The organism is Providencia sp. PROV_01 (assembly GCF_053098325.1).
This window is the reverse complement of the sequence record NZ_JBRFKD010000002.1, coordinates 3,352,268-3,371,548: the sequence shown is the minus strand read 5'-3', so window position 1 is coordinate 3,371,548 and position 19,281 is coordinate 3,352,268. Positions and strand designations below refer to the sequence as shown.

Below are 19,281 nucleotides of genomic sequence, written 5' to 3'. Positions count from 1 at the left end.
ACGTTTTAATTAAAGGAGCAAATACACTTTGTGCAACCATGAGTCTCATGAACATGTGCTTTGTCCTCAGTGTGACATGTTGGTTGCAGTCCCTGAATTGGAGCAAGGGAGCAAGGCAACGTGTCCACGCTGCGAGACCACATTGGTCTCAAAGTGGCGATATCCGTATAAGCAGCCAGCAGCATATGCCTTCAGTGCATTAATTATGCTGTTTGTTGCCTGCTTATTCCCCTTTGTTAAGATGGGGGCCGCAGGGATTGAAAATGAAATTTCGTTATTTCAAATAATTGAAATTATAGCAACCACACGTTATAGCGGTCTGGCACTCTTTTTTCTATTTTTTTCATTGATTATTCCTGCATTTTGTATGATCACAATTATTCTTTTAGGGTTACAAGTTCATATTCCTAAAGGAATTAAAGTGGTGATCACCCGTATTTTGTTCCAAATGAAAGCGTGGTGTATGGCTGAGATTTTTTTAGCGGGGGTCTTAGTCAGTTTTGTTAAATTGATAGCTTACGGTGATATTGGCATTGGGTTAAGCTTTTTACCTTATTGTGCGTATTGCATGCTACAAGTAAGGGCTTTTCAATGCTTAGATCGCCATTGGCTGTGGAACCGAATTGAAGCGGCTCCGAAGCTAGATAGGCGGTTAATCGTGGGCCAGACAGGTATTAAACAAGACGTACGTTTATGCCTAGTGTGTACGGCGATTTTACCTGCCGAACAATCAAAATGTCCACGTTGTCACTCCCATGGTAGTGTACGTAAAAACCAAAGTTTACAATGGACTTTAGCGCTTTTAGTCACATCAATTATGTTGTATATCCCTGCTAATGTGCTGCCAATGATGACTACTAATACGTTGGGAACGGCATTAAATTCGACCATTATTGATGGTGTGATTTTGTTGTGGGAAGACGGGTCATACCCTGTTGCCATGGTGATTTTTGTGGCCAGTATCATGGTACCTACATTGAAGATGATAGGAATTGCATGGCTTTGCCTCGATTCTAAAGGGTACGGTAATCGCGACCCGCATCGTATGCACTTTATTTATGAGCTGGTGGAATATGTCGGCCGTTGGTCAATGATAGATGTGTTTGTTATCACTATTTTAGCCTCTTTGGTTCAAATGGGGCAATTGATGAATATTGTCCCTGCAATGGGGATTATTTTCTTTGGTGTGGTTGTTATTCTCACAATGTTTGCAGCGATGACCTTTGACCCTAGATTAACATGGGATCGCTGTGAAAGAAAAAATGAAGTAAATACTGTTGAACAAGAAGGAGTCATCGGGTGACTGATAAAGAAACACCACAGGCCAATGCCAAAATTAGCAAGCTAAAAAGTTGGTCGCCTGTATGGGTGATCCCAATAGTGACGCTCTTGCTTGGTGCTTGGGTCTTATTTTACCACTTTAGCAACCAAGGCCCAGAAGTGACATTAATCACTTACAATGCTGAAGGAATAGAAGCGGGTAAAACGAAAATTAAAAGTCGCAGCGTTGATATTGGCGTTGTGGAAAGCGTGACACTCGATGATAATTTTAGTCGAGTGATCATTAAAGCGCGCTTGAACAATGAAATGAAAGAGTTGCTACGTACCGATTCCGCGTTTTGGATTGTAAAACCGACAATCGGTCGTGATGGTGTCACTGGGCTGGGCACATTACTTTCAGGTGCTTATATTGAGCTTCAACCGGGGTTAGCGGCAAAAGAGCATTTCGAGTTCACTCTGTTGGATACCCCTCCTCTTGCATCACCAGATGCTAAGGGCATTCGTGTGGTACTGGTGAGTGATAAAGCAGGGCAATTAAACCCAGGTGACCCTGTATTATTCCGTGGTTACCGAGTCGGTTCTGTTGAAACTAGCAACTTTGATATGGATAAGCGTGATATGCGCTACCAATTATTTATCAATGCGCCGTATGATAAATTAATTAGTTCAAATGTACGTTTCTGGAAAGACAGTGGTATTGCTTTTGATATGTCATCCCAAGGTGTTCACGTTGAAATGGGCTCAATTGCTACACTGCTTACTGGTGGTGTGAGTTTTGATGTTCCAACGGGATGGGTTCCAGGTGCAAATGTGAAGGAAAATACGGAATTTCAACTGTTTGACAACCAAAGCAGTATTCAAAACTCTTTGTATACACAGTATCAAGATTTTGTCTTATTTTTCTCCGACTCAGTGCGAGGCTTGCAACCAGGCGCGCCGGTCGAGTTCCGGGGTATTCGTTTAGGTACTGTTGCACAAGTGCCTTTTTATACGGAAGGTTTAGACCAATCTCTGGATAATGACTTTAGAATTCCTGTTTTGATTCATATTGAGCCAGAACGTTTCTCTAAAGATGTTGGCAAGAATTTTAATTTAAAAAATGAATTAAATTTAGCATTGAAAGATGGCTTGAGAGCATCATTAAAATCAGGAAATTTACTAACTGGCGCATTATTTGTTGACTTGGATTTTGTGCAAAATGCAGAGCCTTATAAAGGCCCAATGGTGGTTGCTGGCTATAAAATTATCCCAACAACCAGTGCAGGGTTAGCGCAAATTCAACAAAAAGTCATTGCAGTGTTAGATAAAATTAACAATATGCCAATTGAACCGATGCTTAATCAAACCACACAAACATTGGCAGAAGGGCAAAAAGTTGTTAAAGAGGCTAATGCTATGTTAGCTCAGCTCAACAAAGTGATGGCGAGTAAAGAGTTCCAGAATTTACCTCATGACTTGCAAAAAACACTGCAAGAAATGAACCGAGCAATGCAAGGTTTCCAACCTGGTTCACCAGCTTATAATAAAATGGTGGATAACATGCAACGTTTAGACCAAGTATTGAGAGAAGTTCAGCCACTTTTACGTACCTTGAATAATAAGAGTAATGCACTAGTTTTTGAAGCTGAACCCACGAAGGATGTTGAGCCTAAAGGAGTGAAAAAATAATGAGATATTTATTATCGATATTTGTTTTGTTATTGGCGGCTTGTAGTAGTACTCCAGAGAAAAAGTACTACCAATTGCCAATGAAAACTCCTCAGACACAATCTGCAGAGGTGATGGATAAAGGCCAAGTATGGTTGCAGCGTATTATGTTATCGGATGTACTGACGTCAAATGGTATTACCTACCAAACGACAGATGTCAGTTATACCAATGCAAGTACCCACTTATGGGCTAGCCCATTAGAGCAACAACTTGGGCAGTCGATGGTGAGTGAATTATCTGCAGCATTACCTGAAAAATTGGTATCGTTGCAGCCATTACAGAACTCACCGGATACACTTGATATCACTTTAACGGCCTTTAATGGGCGGTATGACGGGAAAGTATTAGTGCAAGGTTTCTGGACTTACTCTCATGATAACAACGTGATCCGCCGTAATTTTGATGTACAGTTAGATCAAAATGAAGATGGCTATCCAGAGTTAGTCCGTACGTTATCGATGGGGTGGCAGCAAGTGGCTGAGAGTATTGCGAAAGAAATAGATAAATACTAGTTATTGGCAACTATTTAAGTAAATTATATTAAATGCACCTTGAATATATGTAGTTTTATATATTTCAGGTGCATTATTATTTTTATCAAATATAGATATTCTTTTAATTTATATATTAGTGAACAATAACTTCTTTTATTCGCTAATATTATGATAAATAAAAGAATGTTTTTATTTTTAATTTAAATCAATGAGTTATGCTAATTGTCACATACAAGTCACACTTATGCTATTTATGACAAATATATGAAAATCTTTACTTGATTTTTTTATCAACGGGCGCTATTTCTATAGAGTACCTATTAAAAAATAGTAGGTGCTGTTTTCTTTTCCATTTAAATGATGAGGGAAGTAAGGCATGAAAAGACAGAAACGAGACCGTTTAGAAAGAGCTTTATCAAGAGGTTATCAAGCAGGTTTAGCAGGGCGCTCTAAAGAGCTGTGCCCATATCAAGCAGTAGATGCTCGGTCGCATTGGCTAGGTGGTTGGCGAAAGGCGATGGAGGACCGAACCGTAGCGGTAGTATAATCCCCATATTCTTTGATCCTTTAGGTTAAATAACCTGTACTGATTTTCTTGCGTATTTTTGGGTTTTCAAGTTAAAGAGATCAATCAATTTAAGAACCTCCGCCATTGCGGAGGTTTGCATTTCAAAGCTTAGAATGCGCTCGTGTCTTTAAAAAGACCCACTTTTAAGTCTGTTGCAGTATAAATTAATTTACCATCAACTAATACTTCACCGTCAGCTAAACCCATAATCAGCTTACGATTGATCACGCGTTTAAAGCTAATGCGATAAGTGACTTTTTTCGCGGTAGGGAGAACTTGGCCAGTAAATTTAACTTCGCCAACGCCTAACGCACGCCCTTTACCTTCACCACCGAGCCAGCCAAGGTAGAAGCCAACTAACTGCCACATTGCATCAAGGCCTAAACAGCCTGGCATGACAGGGTCGTTTGTAAAGTGGCAGCCAAAGAACCAAAGGTCCGGATTAATATCCAGTTCAGCTTCCACATAACCTTTGTTAAATGTACCGCCATCTTCAGTCATACTGACGATACGATCCATCATCAACATGTTTCCTGATGGCAATGGAGGACCATTTTCTCCAAATAACTCGCCTTTACCAGAAGCAATTAAATCATCTTTTGTGTAGGATCCGCGTTTCTCAACCATGTTCTTAAGATAGCCTTTATTATGTGTAGGGCTACAGGATAGCGTACACTTGTACGCTGAACAACTCCGATCTGCTATTTTTTACGCAATCTTTACTCAACTCATCCATTTTAAGAACCAAGGGAGTCTAGCTTTATCAGGTGAGTTTGCTTGGTTGATTCGTTCTTGAATTAAAGCTAACAGGTGTACATTTTCCTCTTCAGCTTGTTGTTCAAAGTAAGGCTGCTTAGTGAGTAAAGTAATGGCTTGGGCAACATGTTCAACAGGCCAAATATGGAATTGACCTTTTTGTACCGCTTCAACGACAGCCGACTTGGTGCATAAATGGCGCACATTTGCCATTGGGATGATGACACCTTGACTACCAGTTAATCCTCGTTTTTCACAGATATCGAAGAAGCCTTCAATTTTCTCATTTACCCCACCAATAGGTTGGACATAACCAAATTGGTCAACAGCACCGGTGATGGCAATTTGCTGATCAATAGGTTGTAGAGCTAATGCACTAATTAAAGCACACAGCTCTGCGAGCGATGCGCTATCACCATCAACTTCACCATAGGATTGCTCAAAGACGATAGAGGCGGAGAAGGGCTGAGGTTGCTCTAATTTAAGCTCGTAATTTAAATAGGCTTGCATGATCATCATGCCTTTAGCATGAATATTACCACCTAGCTCGGCTTTACGTTCTACATCTGTAAATTCACCATCACCTAAATGCGCAACACAGGTGATTCGCGAAGGTTCGCCAATGGCATCTGGGTGCCCCGGGTATTGCAAAACAGACAAACCATTAACTTGCCCGATGACTTCGCCTTCGGTTTTAACAAAGATTTGTTCTTGTAAAATATCATCTTGAGTACGTTCAGCAAGAAAACTGTGGCGCCATTGGCGATTTTCATTTGCTTGATTAAATGACTCTTGAGTAAGCAAATGGTTAACATGGTAATGGCTGGCATCGACAAGAGATCGAACTAACCAAAGAATATCAAGAGGAAGATTAAATTTATCTTCACAGTAACGTACAGCTTGTTGGATAAAAGGAAGCCAACCTTCAGGCGAAATATTCGGTAGTTTATTCGAATCAATAATGGATTTTATGTAACGCATCCATAAGGCCAATTGCTCTTCATCCTCGAAGAACATAATAGGCTCATATTCGCCATAAATAGCGCAGCTAAATAGCTCCGGTGCTGTAAATTCAAATTCTTCTAAAGCGAGTCGGTCACCAACAATAATAACTTTAAGTTCTAAGGGGTGTGGCTCAATTTCAATTGGTAAAGGTTGATTTTCAGAATAAGGTAACCATTCAAGTTGTTGACGGTTAACCATATTTTTTAGGCGAGCCCACATTAAAGGCTGGCTAATTAATGCACTAGCTGCGATAACTAATATGCCGCCATTGATTTGATGAAGTAAGCCAGGCACTAAATTCAAGGACGGGGTGACATAGCCGAATAATTGTTCAGGTTCTATCCAATTACGGTAAGCGATTTTTTCACGAGAAGAAAAACGGCTTTTAACACCATTTTTCCACTGAAAAAGTCGGTTATCTTCAGATAACTGATAATCACCATCAATGGCGTTGATCTCTGCTAGCAGGGGGGCAATTGCATTAGCATAAAGGCTAAGATATGCCTCACTTTCATCAGACTTGATAAACATAAAGCGCGTTTGGGCAAATTCATCAACAAAATGTTGTATGCCATCAGACAGCCTAGGCTGAATGTCTGACAAAATTGCAGGGGTCAACGTTTCTGAAGATACAAATTTCGTCTGAAATGACGATAAGTTAGGAATTAGGCCTTGCCATGTTAGTTCTTGACTGATCACTATAATTATCTGCTATTAATAGGGTTATAAATAGAATGCCTGCCAATAAGCTGGGCGTATATGCCTGAACAAGGTTTATTTAATAAATTTGCTAAATAATATTGTTTGTTTTATAAACAAAATTCAGGCTAATTCATTACCCAATGGGCAAGCCTGTTATATTAGCCTTTGATAGGCAATCTTGCAGCAATAATTGTTGAATTATCGACTAGAATAACGAAAACATAAACACAATAGGTAGTGTCATTGGCCAAGTTAAACCAATTAGTATGGCGCTCAGTAAACGCATAAAACAGTTAGGGTCTTTTGTAACGAGTAAGGTAAATAGCATTGCGCATACTCCGCCAATCCCATAGATGACGAGTATGTATTCAAATGTGGACATGCAGTTTTATTAATTTGTTAACAGATAGGGGCAGATTGTACACTATTTTCACAAGGGTAGGTTGTCTTCTTTACTGAAAAAGTGAATATTCTACTAAATCGAATATCTGCTTGAGTATTTTGTTTATAATCTTGCTAATATAAAGATAGGTTCAATTTTCTTCAGGAAAAATTATGAAATATCAGCAGCTTGAAAATCTTGAATGTGGCTGGAAATGGGAATACCTCGTCAATAAAGCAAGAGGTGGTGAAGCTATTACCCGTTATATAGAAAGAAGCGCAGAAAAAGAAGCGATAGACTTGCTGCTAAAAATGGAAAATAGACCGATTGATGTACTAAAGTGGATCACTTTGCATATGAATCCTGAGCTTGATAATCGAATGAAACAGAGTATTCGAGCGAGGCGTAAACGTCATTTTAATGCAGAGCATCCCCATACACGTAAGAAATCAATAGATTTAAATTTTTCGGTGTGGCAGCGTTTGTCTAATCTTGCAGTGAAGCGTAATAAAACGTTGTCTGAAACTATTATTCAGTTGATTGAAGATGCAGAACATAAAGATAAATACGAAAGCCAGATGAGCTCATTAAAGCAAGATTTACAAGCGATCCTCGGGACGTCAAAGGAAAAGGATAATTAACAAAGGTTAGCGGCTCATTACTGTTGTATGTATTCAAGTAGTATGCTTTTATTACGAGATATTTATTTTAAAGTGAATTTTTATATCGTTCCTATTATTCTAATAGTAAAAAAAAACCCCAATATTAATTGGGGTTTTTATGTTCAGTTCGAAATTCAAACTAGGGCTAAGAATTAAGCACCTGGTTGAGTTACAACTTCAGTTGTACCTTGGATTTCGATTTCAACGCGACGGTCTGGTGCTAAACATTCGATCAGAGCAGCACGGCCTTTAACATCGTCACATTTGTTACCAGTTACTGGATCTTCTTTACCACGGCCTTCTGCAGCGATTGCGCTAGCTGGAACGCCTTTAGCAACTAAGTAGTCAACTACAGACTGAGCACGTTTTTGTGACAGTGGCAGGTTGTAGTTTTGTGAACCGATACGGTCAGTGAAACCAACTACCAGTACGCGACCTTGAGTTGGGTCGATGCTGCTAAGTTCGTTGTACAGCTCATTCAGAGCTTCTTGACCTTCTGGTTTCAGGCTTGCTTTGTTGAAGTTAAACAGAACGTCTGAACGCAGAGTAAAACGTTTGTTTTCAACAACTGGAGCAGGAGCTACAACTGGAGCTGGAGCAACAACTGGAGCATCAGCTTGACCGAAACGGTAAGCAACACCAACACTCAGCATGCCGTTGTCTGGACGAGTACCGATATTGTCTTTGTCACCTAAGTTGCTAACCCATTGGTAGTCTAAACGAGTCGCCCACTCTGGAGTGATTGCGTACTCAAGACCCAATGCGTATACAGGTGCAACGCCAGTGTCAGTTTCTTTGAAACGTTCGCCATTTTGGTGAGCTTTAGCTTCAGTGCGGTAAACCATACCACCTAAACGAGTGTAAACGTCTAAGTCATCAATGATTGGATAGCTTAATTTGGTAGTTAATGAAACACCCATAGATTTCAGGTCACCGCTGTTACCAGCGCCTTTGTATTTCATTTTACCGAACCAATCGTAGCCTAGCTCAAAGCCTAAGTATTGGTTATATTGGTAACCAGCGTAGGCACCTGCACCGATTGTGTCACGGTCAGTGCTGTTACCAACAGTGCCCCAACCTGCATAGTCTGTACCAGTTTTTGCTGGGTTCAGGCTAGTGTCTTCATAGTGAGACCAACCTAATTTAGCACCGGTATACCAAGTGTTATCTTTTGGAGCTGCTTGTGCAACGGTTGCAAAAGCTGCTACTGCCACTGCTACTGCGATAGCTGTTTTTTTCATTTTTACGCCTCGTTATCATCCAATATTGGCTTGGCTTCGCTGAGCCTTATTATATGCCATTGGTTTAATTTACTTGCTAGGTTTCGCAGACATTATCTACAAAAAAATAATAAAAGTAAAAAAATAATGCCATAAGCCGAACAAGCTAAAGTCTACAACGAACTTAAAAAGATACAAGTAGAGTGAGCAATAATCGTTAAAAAAAGTATTTTTTTAGTGTATAAATCAGAGAGATATGTATATTTTTCGTAATGATTATTTTTTATCTATCTGATTGATCTACAATACTTTTAATTTAACTTTAGAGATAAATATTTCTAAAGGTTAAATTTAGTAAGAAAATTCTTAATCTTAGCTAGTGATAATGATTTGAGTGAATTTTTAAGTGGTTTGGCTGTCCTGCATGTGTGCTAACCATATTATATGTTTCTTGTGGGCGCATAATTAAACCGATAGAACGACCTTCTTGAGCTGCATATTGTAAGCGAACAAAATCTTGCTCGCTTATTTCCGGTAGCCACCCTAGAACTACACTATAATTACCACTTCTTAGTGCTTTTTCCATAGCATCAATCGTAGTGATATCTTCCATATGATTTAATTGCATAACTTTATGAGTAGGTATACCTGATTGTTCTAACCAGTGTTTACTTAGCCTTTTATTTGGAGTTAGCCAAAGTAACCAGCGTGATTGAACCCCAAACTGACGAAGCATTGGTAATAAAATATAATCCATAATAGGGTGTTTTTCATCGTAAACAAGTTCGCTCACCATACCTTGTTGTATAGAGCTATTGGTAAGCCCTGTAGCAGGGATTGATTGTGCGTAATTATTAAGAGAATGTTCTGTTGAGTTGTTCCAAGAATAGATGCTCATAATTTACCTCGTTACAATGCTGTATGAACATACAGTAACTGTATATCCATCCAATATCAAGGCTATTTTTTCAAAGCGCTTCGCAACTTTGTTGTTTTTCTCCGCATTCTTCTTGGCATTTTTTATGGAAACTCTCAAAATTGGTTACGCGTAATTATCTGTAAAAAAAGAAATTATAAAATTAATTTTCTAAAGGATGAAAATTGAGCATACCCAAAAAGGAGTTTGGTAATGTTGTTAGAAGAAGAAAAAATTTTTTATTTATCCGGTTTGTTAAGTCAATTTGGCGCATTAAAACGTAAAAATCATTTTGGTGGATTTTGTTTACTAGTCGATGATGCAATTGTGGGGCTGGTACTTGATGAATGTTTTTATTTACGAGGTTGTTTAGTAGCGAGGAGCCACTTTGAAGCGTTAGGGTTTAATCGGTTAGTTTATAGTAAAAAAGGTATTCCATTGGAAATGCGGTACTATCAACTTTCGGAACAAGTTTGGCATGACGAAGTTTTGTTTCTCCAATATATTGAGTTGGCTTACCGTTCAGCTATCGAGGAATTAAAACAAAAGCAATCAATGACCATGCGTATAAAAGATTTACCCAATATGAATATGTCAGTTGAGCGTGCTCTAGGGAAAATTGGCGTATCTCATGTTGACGATTTGCGCATGATGGGCGCAAAGGCTTGTTTTATGAAGCTAAAAAAACATGGTAGGAATAACCCCAGTATCAAGCTACTGATTGGCTTAGCAGCTGCAATAGAAGGGTGTCATAGTGCTGTTTTGCCTAAGGATATCAAACAAGAGCTAATTGCTTGGTATAATAGTTTTGAGTTGACGTCAGCCTAAACTCACTGAAAACGACTTTTACTATTAATATAATCAATATTACATATACGCTATATGAAGATGAGTGGGTATTTAGAATTTTAATACCCGCTCATCGGTATATTTATGTTGCACTGATAGTGCGAATGATTTGCCGTATCTCAGGTATTAGTTCAAGCAATAACTTAGTTTGCTCCATGATAAGCAACGTTTTTTCGTCATCACTGGTTGAAATATAATCTATGCGGTGTAATAGACTATGGCGAAGTTTATCTGATTTTTCATCGATAACTAGTGGGTCAATGGTTGTGATTTGCAAGGATGATTCAACATAGCAAATAGCATCGTTGAGTAATGAAAGATTACTTTCATTTTGCATTTTTTCACGATGTGCACCTAATGCTGAAATATAACTGAGTAAAGTATGGTTTAAGCAAAGAAGGCGAAAAGCTTGTTCTTGGGTGATTCGATAAGACTTAGGGTCAGAAGCCATATTGGAAACAATCGATGCAAACTCTGCATCATTATTGTGTGCGTCTCTACGTGCAACTCGGTACTCAAGGCGGTTGTCTTTACCTTGGTAGTACTGCTGCAAAATAGCATCTAAATAACGGCAGTTGCTATCCATGGTTTTTTGAATGACTTGGGGGAGTTGGCGGAATTTCCAATCTGGCCAAATAAAGCTAACGGCAAGTAATGCAATAAAACAACCAATTAATGTGTCAATGATCCGTGGAAGTGCAACATCAAATCCTTCGCCCAATAGGTTAAAACAAAACAAAACGAGAAGTGTGATGAATAATGTTGCTTGGGCATATTGGCTACTGCGAAACATAAAAAACAGTAAGCCAGAAATAACGATTAGCGTAAGTTGCCCTTCCATTGAGGGGATTAAATTCAGCAAAGGTAAACCAATGAGAATACCAACAATAGTTCCTATTATGCGAAGGGCTAAGCGGCGTTTAGTGGCGCTGTAGTTAGGTTGGCATACAAATAAGCTAGTGAGTAATATCCAATATCCTCTTTCCATATCAAATAGTTGGATAATAATATAGCCAGTACAAAGGAGAATTGACATTCTTACTGCATGGCGAAATAAAGATGATTTTGGCGTTAAATGGTGCTTAACCCGCGAAATAATATCACTAATACCTGATAACGATTCATCAGATAACTGCTCTACCTGTTTATTATTTTGCTGCCATGCACTTTGCTCAAGGCTCAGGCCTTTAAGTTGAACATCAATTCCTTTTAAGTTTTTAAGTAGGTTATACAGGGCTTTAATTTCATGAAGCTCAGGCGATTGCTGTTTTAGTAGCTGTAGCGATTTTTCAATGTAAGCGAAGGTACGTTCAAAACGAGGATTATGTTGGTATTGTTTACGCCATAAAACAGATTGAGCAACTTGTTGGCAGGCTCTCGCTTGCATGGTTAATAGGCGTTGGAAACGAAATAAAATATCACAGTGACGTAAAGTGCGGCTAAGCTGTTGATATTGTATGTGGGATGAACTTGCTCGTTCGTGAATGTCTTGAGCAACAAAATAATATTGTAGCGAATTTCGTGTACCTTTTTGTCCCCGATCCCCTTTTAATCGACTCAATAATGCAATTTTTGCTTGGTTCATGGTGCTAACCAAGTGGCTGTTTACTAATGCTAAATCATAAACAGAGCGTTGGTAGTCATCTTCTAAATCAGGATCAAATAAGTTAGCTTTTGCGTCTAAATAAGCTGAAAGTTGCTGATAACATTGGGTTATTGCATCTTGCAATGGCCTTACAGGAAATAAAATATGCCCAATCAAGGTTAAAATATTATACCAAATTGCCCCTGTCAGTAATAATGCGGGTTGTTGGTACCAAGTATCAAAAATGGGTACGCCGAGCATGGTATAAATGGCAATTAATAGTGCACCAAATGCGATGGTAGCGTATCGCTGTCCTAAAGCACCAAGAAGAATAAAGCCACACGTAGAAAATGCGAGGCCAAAAAAGAAAAATAAAGGATAGGGAAAAAGGAGTTCAATAGAAACGGATGCAATAAAAAAACAAAAAAGTGTAATAATTAAATTTTTTATTCTACCAGTTAGCCTATCATCTAAGTCAGTTAGTGCTGCAGCAACGACACCCAATGTGAGTGGGATGGTGATTTTAGGCTCTTGACCTAACAACCATGGCACTAAGGTTGCGCCTGTCAGGGCTATAAATATTCGGATATAATATAAAATATGGCTGTTATATAGCACACGACGATAACTGGTAAGCAGTGTTAACACAAAGTACCTCAAAGGTAAGACAAGCCTTAATCTATATAGGATAGCTTGTTTGCAAGGAATAAAAAAACGTTTGGAATCAAGCCAACCGTATTTTTGTCATTGATTTTCTCAGGTGCAGGACGTATGGAACTGAAATCAACACAGATTGGACAGCGTCTGGCTCAGCATCCCTACAATCGGGTTCGCTTACTCAACGCAGGTATTGAAGTCAGTGGTGAAAACCACCAATATCTTATCCCATTTAATGAACTCATTGATCTTCGTTGTAAGAGAGGGATTGTTTGGGGGGAGTTAGAATTTGAAATTGTGAATGAACAGGTTGTTCGTTTACATGGCACGGAATGGAAACAAACTCAGCGCTTTTACCATTATTTAAATGAAAAATGGCAGCAATGGAGCACTGAAATGAGTCAAATCAGTGCTCATGTATTGACTGAGTTAGTTAATACGATTGAACAATTGACTCAGCAAGATCATTGGTTGACATTACACCAATTGGCTGAAATAAAAGATAAAATATCACAAAAGTTCTCATCATTGCCTATGCCTTTAGCACGCATTTCATTGTTTGAAAATTGTGCATCACAGTATCAAGAATGCCTGAATTGGCTAAATAACAGCCAAGAATGTCGAAAACAAATTAATGACTATTGGTGTGAGTCTGTTTTAGTTCGTTATCACGATTTTTTCCAGCAAGTAGAAACATCACCTCTCAATTATTCTCAGTCCTTATCTGTGATCAATGGTGAGGATAATGTATTAGTGCTGGCGGGGGCTGGAAGTGGTAAAACATCAGTCCTAGTCGCTAGAGCGGGTTGGCTTATCTTGCGAGGTTTGGCAAAACCAGAACAAATTCTCTTGCTGGCTTTTGGTCGTAAAGCTGCGGATGAAATGAACGAACGTATTCACTCACGCCTACAACAAGATATTGAAGCAAAAACTTTTCATGCTCTTGCTTTACTCATTATTCGTGAAGGTAGCAAAAAATCGCCCGTGATTAGTGAGTTAGAAACAGACACTCAAAAACGGCAAACATTATTATTAAATGAATGGCGAGAACAATGTTCAGCAAAGAAAGCGCAAGCAAAAGGGTGGCGAGAATGGCTTTCTGAAGAGTTACAATGGGAAATTCCAGACGGTGAATTCTGGAAAGACGAAAAAATTAGCACTAAAGTCGCTACTCGGTTAGACCGTTGGCTAAGCTTAATGCGTATGCATGGTGGTAGCCAAAAGGACATGATTGAGAATACGGCGGAAGAAATAAGAGATCTTTTTCAAAAACGTATTCGTTTAATGGCGCCGTTATTGAAAGCGTGGAAAAGCGCATTGAAAGATGAAGGTGCAATTGATTTTTCAGGATTAATTCATCAGGCCATCAATATTCTAGAAAAAGGGCGTTTTATTAGCCCATGGAAACATATTTTAGTTGATGAGTTTCAAGATATTTCTCCCCTTCGCGCTAAGTTATTGCAAGTACTACGCAAGCAGAATAAGCAAACGACGTTATTTGCTGTTGGAGATGATTGGCAAGCTATCTACCGGTTTAGTGGTGCAGAATTAGACTTAACCACATCATTTGAACATAACTTTGGCATTGGAGAACTTTGCGCTTTAGACACGACTTATCGTTTTAATGAGCGTATTGGTGAGGTTGCTAATCAGTTTATTTTACAAAACCCTATGCAGTTAGATAAGCCATTGAATAGCTTAACTAAAGGAAATAAAAAATCCGTTATTCTTCTGTATGAAGATGCACTGGAACGTTTGTTGGATAAAATGAGTGGTTATGTCCTTGATGATGAAACGATATTAGTGCTCGCTCGCTATCATTATTTAAAACCTAATATATTAGATAAAGCCAAGACTCGTTGGCCAAAATTAAATATTCAGTTTATGACTATTCATGCCTCAAAAGGGCAGCAAGCAGACCATGTGATAATTTGTGGTTTGAATAGTGGAAAGGATGGTTTCCCTGCTCCTGCCCGCGAATCAATTATTGAGCAAGCATTACTGCCTAAGCCAGAAGATTTTGACCATGCAGAAGAAAGACGTTTGCTATATGTCGCATTAACACGGGCTAAGCAGCAAGTTTGGTTGCTTTATCACCCAGAAAAGCCGTCAGAATTTGTTGATGAACTCAAGCAATTGGGCGTTCCAAAGCAAAAGAAACCTTAAGGTAAACTTATTTTATATTAAGCGCCAGAATGCTGTGGCGCTTAATATTGATAGATTAGTTAGTTCGTTTAGTTAAGTAGCTTTGGTAATCAGGAATAACAATGTCTATCGCATTATCAAAATAGGTGGAAGTAATTAAAAAATCAGCAGTTGCAGGGTTGGTTGCGACAGGAATATTCCAAACTGTGGCTAAGCGTAGTAAAGCTTTAACATCTGGGTCATGAGGTACTGCATTAAGAGGGTCCCAGAAGAAAATCAATAGGTCGATTTTTTGTTCTGCAATCATTGAACCTATTTGTTGGTCTCCCCCCATTGGGCCACTTAACATACTGGTAACTGGCAATCCAGTGTGCTGGTTAATTAAATTACCGGTTGTTCCTGTTGCATATAAATTGTGAGTTTGAAGCCGTTCATTGTTTTTCTTAGTCCAAGATAATAATGAGGGTTTACAGTGGTCATGGGCAACCAAAGCAATATTTTTTGAGGCTGTAATTTTACGGGTAGTTGATTCCATGATATTCCCTTAAATAAGATGCGAGATAGACATCTTTAAAAATTGAATGAGCAAAGATATACAACATATATCATAATGCTAATGAATAGTTTATAGATTTTGGGAGATATTTTGATGAGAGATCAAGAAATTGCTGAAATTTTAAAGAGTGTTCGGACTATCGCTTTAGTTGGGGCGAGTGATAAAGCAAATAGGCCGAGTTATGAAGTTATGGAATATCTTTTGCATCAAGGCTATACCGTTATTCCAGTGAGCCCAAAATTGGCAGGGCAAACTTTATTAGGGCAACTTGTATACGAAAAGCTTAGTGATATACCAGAGCCTATTGATATGGTCGATGTATTTCGTAATGCAGAAGCTGCAATAGGAGTAGCCAGGGAAGCGGTAGAAGTAAAAGCTAAAGTTTTGTGGTTACAAAAAGGCGTGATTAGCGAAGAAGCGCAAAAAATCGCTTTGCAGGCAGGTTTACAGTTTGTTATGGATAAATGCCCAAAACAAGAAATCCCTGCATTAGGCCTTGAAAAATAAACTACATTTTAGCGTTAAAAAGTAAAGCAGCTAGTTAGCTGCTTTACGGTTGCGTTCATAAATAACAATATCGATATTTGCAGGTTAGTTGCGAAGGCGAGGTGCTTGCAACTGAGACCTTATTGATTCCGCTAGTTCATCCATTGATGGTTGTTCTGGATGGTCTTCTGCGGTTTCATAGGTAATTTGAGCTTCGGCCAAATAAGTATGAACAGCATCCCCATTGTCATCTTCCATAACAACATGATACCAAGGTAGATCGCGTAGTGTGCTGTTAGCGGCAATATCATCATCATGTGGTTGTTCGAGCGAATACTCAGCGTCTACATCTACAACAACGCCTAAGTAGCCGAGAAGTTTGTGTCTAACTTGTTGCCCGATTCCATATTTACTGGTGATCATCATAGCGACCTCCTAAAAGCCTTGCTTATACTTCAAACTATATATGGGCAGTGCTACGCGTTTTCAAGCTAAGATATGGACAATTATCAATAACGCAATACACTGTCTTTATACGTAACTATCAAAAGCAGTGCCTCATTTAGCAGATTATCTGTTCAATGAATAAAAAACAACTGTTAAAAGAAGGTATCAATACAATATGCTCTGACAATGGAGGCTCACATGACTGCATCAGGTCGTTATTTTTATATTTATGGTCGTGTTCAAGGGGTTGGGTTTCGTTACCAAACCTATCATTGGGCTAATCAGAATGGCATAAAAGGCTTTGTGTGTAACCGGGATGACGGCAGCGTTAAGTTAGCTGTTTATGGCTCAGAGCAAGATATTGAGTTTGTTGATGACTGGCTGAAAGCGGGTGGTCCTCCGGGAGCAAAGATAGACCATTTTTTCACCGAAAATTGGAAAGCTGAGCCAATAGCGGATTTTAGTGTCCGCTATTAGCAAGAAATTAAATACATTTCACCGGTTTTGGCAGGCCAGCAAGTTTAGTGGCTTGCTTAGCTGGGCCTTTTGGAAATAGCCGGTATAAATAGCGGCTATTGCCTTTTTCTTCCCCAAATTGTTGAGAAACGGCTTTAACCAACATACGGATAGCCGGTGAGGTATTAAATTCCAAGTAGAAATTCCTGACGAAACGGATAATTTCTAGGTGTTCATTAGTAATTTCAATATCTTCTTGCTGCGCGAGTAAAGGGATTAATTCTTCACTCCATTGTTGGCTATCAAGCAGGTAACCTTGCGCATCTGTTTCTATTTCTTGATTATTAAAAACCAACATACTCTTATTCAACTCAAATAAAATTAGAACGTAAATTTAGCAAAAATTGGGATATAACCCAAGTAAAGTCGTTAGAATGTCGATATTTTCATCTAACAGTATGAAAGACGTATATTTTTAAAGCGAATGATCAAATTAGGGGTTTACATCCAATGAGAGGATGTTTATAGTGCACGTCATTGCGGAGGGGTGGCCGAGCGGCTGAAGGCAGCGGTCTTGAAAACCGCCGATGGGAAACCATCCGAGAGTTCGAATCTCTCCTCCTCCGCCATCTTCACTTCTAGCAACATCTTCCAAAGTCTTCCAATTCCAAGTAAATCAAGCATTCCAACTAAATCACATTATTCCAATGTCTACTAACGTCTATTAAAAACTACCCCCCCTTAGGTGGTACATTTATACTCCATAATTTGAGTGCCCCCAAATGAAGCTAATCATTATACTAGCTGATGCCAGAAGAAAGCGTGATGATGCAAAGAGATTACTGGTGGAGGGAATTGACCCAAACCAACAACCCAAAGAACAAAAGCTGGTGGAATGGGCTAAAAAATAGCAGGGGAATTTATTAAGCACCATAATTCACCATAAGATATGGTGCTTGTGAATTAGCCGTGTAAGTTAATTGGTATTCATTTTTAATTGTTCTTGATAATGCTGAATTTTAAGCTTTAAGTTACTTAAGTGTTCATTTAGAGATAAAATTTGCTTTTCAAGATTAGCGTAGTGTTCAGTAAGCAAATTCATTCTCTCAAATGAAGTTGATGTTCCTATATTTCTTAGTGCCGCGTATTCTTTAATCTTTTTTAAAGGCATGCCAGTTTCTTTTAAACGAGTGATAAACTTAACCCATTCAATATCATCTTCAGAATAGTACCTATGATTGTTTGCTTGTCTGGATGATTTCAATATTCCTTCTTTTTCATAGTATCTAAGGGTGTATATGGTGAATCCGGTTAGTTGTGCAAACTGACTGATTGAATAATTCATGTATTACCTAGAAGTTTCTTGACCTAGAGTTAACTCTATCCTTTACCCTTTTGAAACTTTTGTCAAAGAGGGTATGTCATGAGAAATAAACATTATGCGGTTATTACAGGTGCGAGCTCAGGTATTGGTCGTGCAATTTCAATAAAATTAGCTGAGCGTGGATTTAATATTATTGCTGTGGCAAGGCGAGATTCCTTGTTGAACCAATTGAAAATCGAATTGCGTAAGATTAATCAATACATTGAGGTCGTAACAAAATCATGTGATTTATCTATTACAGATGATGCAATGTCACTTTATGAGGAACTGAAAGCTTTTGATATTCGGGTATGGGTAAATAACGCCGGTGTTGGATATTATGGGGAAGCATTCTCTCAGCCAATAAAAGATGCACAAACTTTATTAAATTTGAATATCAATACACTCGCAGTTCTATCGTTAATGTTCGTGCGTGATAATCAGAATATTGATGATTCACAGTTGGTCAATGTAAGTTCTGCGGGAGGATATACTATCGTACCTACAGCCGTTACCTATTGTGCTTCGAAATTTTTTGTTAGCTCTTTTACTGAGGGGTTGGCTCATGAATTATTGAACTTGGATGCTAAGATTAAAGTAAAATTACTGGCTCCTGCAGCGACCAAAACAGATTTTGGTCGAATTGCTAACGGAGTAGAATATTATGATTATGATAAAGTTTTTGGTACATATCATTCTTGCGAGGAACTAGCTGATTTCTTCATTCAGCTATATGACTCAAACAATGTTGTTGGATATATAGATAGAGAGAGCTTTAGCTTTAAATTACTAGATAATAAAATGCCTTACGCAAATAACAATAAATTTAATCAAAAAATATAAATACGAAAAAACCGCCAAAGCATAAGCCGAGGCGGTTATGTATAATTGGCTTTATCAACTAAAGGGCTCACCAAATGAAAAAATCATGGTAATAAAGCCAGTTGTACTAATGCTTATATGATGGTTGCTAGGCAGAATATACGTTAACGAAACGTTAATAATATAAGGTGTTTTTTGTTGATCTAATGGCGTTTTTAT

At 38.6% G+C, this 19,281-nt stretch carries 20 protein-coding genes and 1 tRNA gene; 11 read left to right on the top strand and 10 right to left on the bottom strand.

The window, feature by feature from the left end; all coding sequences use genetic code 11:
• Positions 1-28 precede the first annotated feature (28 nt).
• The 4 genes from pqiA (at position 29) to rmf (ending at position 4,032) form a co-directional block, all read left to right on the top strand.
• Positions 29-1,303, top strand: coding sequence for a membrane integrity-associated transporter subunit PqiA (gene pqiA, locus ACU696_RS16580; RefSeq protein WP_196723972.1), 1,275 nt, complete (start codon positions 29-31; stop codon positions 1,301-1,303).
• Complete coding sequence (gene pqiB, locus ACU696_RS16575) at positions 1,300-2,949, top strand: intermembrane transport protein PqiB (RefSeq protein WP_004909634.1); 1,650 nt, start codon at positions 1,300-1,302, stop codon at positions 2,947-2,949. Before pqiA ends, pqiB begins: the two co-directional genes overlap by 4 nt.
• A complete protein-coding gene (gene pqiC / locus ACU696_RS16570; RefSeq protein WP_004909636.1) occupies positions 2,949-3,503 on the top strand; it encodes a membrane integrity-associated transporter subunit PqiC in 555 nt (184 codons plus the stop codon). Before pqiB ends, pqiC begins: the two co-directional genes overlap by 1 nt.
• 358 nt (positions 3,504-3,861) lie before the next feature.
• Positions 3,862-4,032 (top strand): ribosome modulation factor, encoded by a 171-nt coding sequence (gene rmf, locus ACU696_RS16565; RefSeq protein ID WP_004909639.1) that lies wholly within the window; start codon positions 3,862-3,864, stop codon positions 4,030-4,032.
• 129 nt (positions 4,033-4,161) lie between these two features.
• Here rmf and fabA read toward each other — a convergent pair whose 3' ends face one another.
• The 3 genes from fabA to ACU696_RS16550 all read right to left on the bottom strand — a co-directional run bounded on the left by fabA (position 4,162) and on the right by ACU696_RS16550 (position 6,898).
• Positions 4,162-4,680: a bifunctional 3-hydroxydecanoyl-ACP dehydratase/trans-2-decenoyl-ACP isomerase gene (gene fabA / locus ACU696_RS16560; RefSeq protein WP_004909641.1), complete on the bottom strand. Its 519-nt coding sequence runs from the start codon at positions 4,678-4,680 to the stop codon at positions 4,162-4,164.
• Between the two features lie 96 nt (positions 4,681-4,776).
• Positions 4,777-6,513, bottom strand: a complete 1,737-nt coding sequence (locus tag ACU696_RS16555) for an AAA family ATPase (protein ID WP_196723973.1) — start codon at positions 6,511-6,513, stop codon at positions 4,777-4,779.
• Between the two features lie 208 nt (positions 6,514-6,721).
• Positions 6,722-6,898, bottom strand: a complete 177-nt coding sequence (locus tag ACU696_RS16550; protein ID WP_004909646.1) for a GhoT/OrtT family toxin — start codon at positions 6,896-6,898, stop codon at positions 6,722-6,724.
• Positions 6,899-7,071: 173 nt separating this feature from the next.
• Between ACU696_RS16550 and matP the strand changes: the two genes are divergently transcribed.
• Positions 7,072-7,539 (top strand): macrodomain Ter protein MatP, encoded by a 468-nt coding sequence (gene matP / locus ACU696_RS16545; RefSeq protein WP_004909648.1) that lies wholly within the window; start codon positions 7,072-7,074, stop codon positions 7,537-7,539.
• A gap of 173 nt (positions 7,540-7,712) precedes the next feature.
• Here matP and ompA read toward each other — a convergent pair whose 3' ends face one another.
• Together ompA and sulA are read right to left on the bottom strand one after the other, a co-directional pair.
• Complete coding sequence (gene ompA / locus ACU696_RS16540) at positions 7,713-8,801, bottom strand: porin OmpA (protein ID WP_109911065.1); 1,089 nt, start codon at positions 8,799-8,801, stop codon at positions 7,713-7,715.
• A gap of 355 nt (positions 8,802-9,156) precedes the next feature.
• A complete protein-coding gene (gene sulA, locus ACU696_RS16535; protein WP_004909652.1) occupies positions 9,157-9,678 on the bottom strand; it encodes an SOS-induced cell division inhibitor SulA in 522 nt (173 codons plus the stop codon).
• 231 nt (positions 9,679-9,909) lie between these two features.
• On the opposite strand from sulA, the gene ACU696_RS16530 reads away from it, so the two are divergent.
• Complete coding sequence (locus tag ACU696_RS16530; protein WP_004909656.1) at positions 9,910-10,524, top strand: TfoX/Sxy family DNA transformation protein; 615 nt, start codon at positions 9,910-9,912, stop codon at positions 10,522-10,524.
• Between the two features lie 103 nt (positions 10,525-10,627).
• On the opposite strand, the gene yccS is transcribed toward ACU696_RS16530, so the two are convergent.
• The gene (yccS, locus tag ACU696_RS16525) at positions 10,628-12,778 is read right to left on the bottom strand and encodes a YccS family putative transporter (RefSeq protein WP_004909659.1); all 2,151 of its coding nucleotides are present in this window, start codon (positions 12,776-12,778) and stop codon (positions 10,628-10,630) included.
• A gap of 123 nt (positions 12,779-12,901) precedes the next feature.
• Here yccS and helD point away from each other — a divergent pair, with 123 nt between their 5' ends.
• Positions 12,902-14,953 (top strand): DNA helicase IV, encoded by a 2,052-nt coding sequence (gene helD, locus ACU696_RS16520; RefSeq protein WP_209101269.1) that lies wholly within the window; start codon positions 12,902-12,904, stop codon positions 14,951-14,953.
• A 55-nt stretch (positions 14,954-15,008) separates the two neighbouring features.
• On the opposite strand, the gene ACU696_RS16515 is transcribed toward helD, so the two are convergent.
• Positions 15,009-15,467, bottom strand: a complete 459-nt coding sequence (locus ACU696_RS16515) for a methylglyoxal synthase (RefSeq protein ID WP_109911069.1) — start codon at positions 15,465-15,467, stop codon at positions 15,009-15,011.
• Positions 15,468-15,581: 114 nt separating this feature from the next.
• Between ACU696_RS16515 and ACU696_RS16510 the strand changes: the two genes are divergently transcribed.
• On the top strand, positions 15,582-15,995 hold the full coding sequence (locus tag ACU696_RS16510) for a CoA-binding protein (protein ID WP_109911070.1): 414 nt from the start codon (positions 15,582-15,584) through the stop codon (positions 15,993-15,995).
• 84 nt (positions 15,996-16,079) lie between these two features.
• On the opposite strand, the gene hspQ is transcribed toward ACU696_RS16510, so the two are convergent.
• Positions 16,080-16,400 (bottom strand): heat shock protein HspQ, encoded by a 321-nt coding sequence (hspQ, locus tag ACU696_RS16505; protein ID WP_181937016.1) that lies wholly within the window; start codon positions 16,398-16,400, stop codon positions 16,080-16,082.
• Between the two features lie 219 nt (positions 16,401-16,619).
• Here hspQ and ACU696_RS16500 point away from each other — a divergent pair, with 219 nt between their 5' ends.
• Positions 16,620-16,898: an acylphosphatase gene (locus tag ACU696_RS16500; protein WP_184957450.1), complete on the top strand. Its 279-nt coding sequence runs from the start codon at positions 16,620-16,622 to the stop codon at positions 16,896-16,898.
• Between the two features lie 7 nt (positions 16,899-16,905).
• Here the strand turns inward: ACU696_RS16500 and ACU696_RS16495 are convergent, their stop codons facing one another.
• Positions 16,906-17,235, bottom strand: a complete 330-nt coding sequence (locus ACU696_RS16495; protein WP_004256090.1) for a TusE/DsrC/DsvC family sulfur relay protein — start codon at positions 17,233-17,235, stop codon at positions 16,906-16,908.
• A gap of 183 nt (positions 17,236-17,418) precedes the next feature.
• On the opposite strand from ACU696_RS16495, the gene ACU696_RS16490 reads away from it, so the two are divergent.
• A tRNA-Ser gene (locus ACU696_RS16490) sits at positions 17,419-17,506 on the top strand.
• A gap of 347 nt (positions 17,507-17,853) precedes the next feature.
• Here ACU696_RS16490 and ACU696_RS16485 read toward each other — a convergent pair.
• The gene (locus ACU696_RS16485) at positions 17,854-18,222 is read right to left on the bottom strand and encodes a MerR family transcriptional regulator (protein WP_004909678.1); all 369 of its coding nucleotides are present in this window, start codon (positions 18,220-18,222) and stop codon (positions 17,854-17,856) included.
• A 78-nt stretch (positions 18,223-18,300) separates the two neighbouring features.
• On the opposite strand from ACU696_RS16485, the gene ACU696_RS16480 reads away from it, so the two are divergent.
• A complete protein-coding gene (locus ACU696_RS16480; RefSeq protein WP_004909680.1) occupies positions 18,301-19,083 on the top strand; it encodes an SDR family NAD(P)-dependent oxidoreductase in 783 nt (260 codons plus the stop codon).
• The last annotated feature ends 198 nt before the right edge of the window (positions 19,084-19,281 follow it).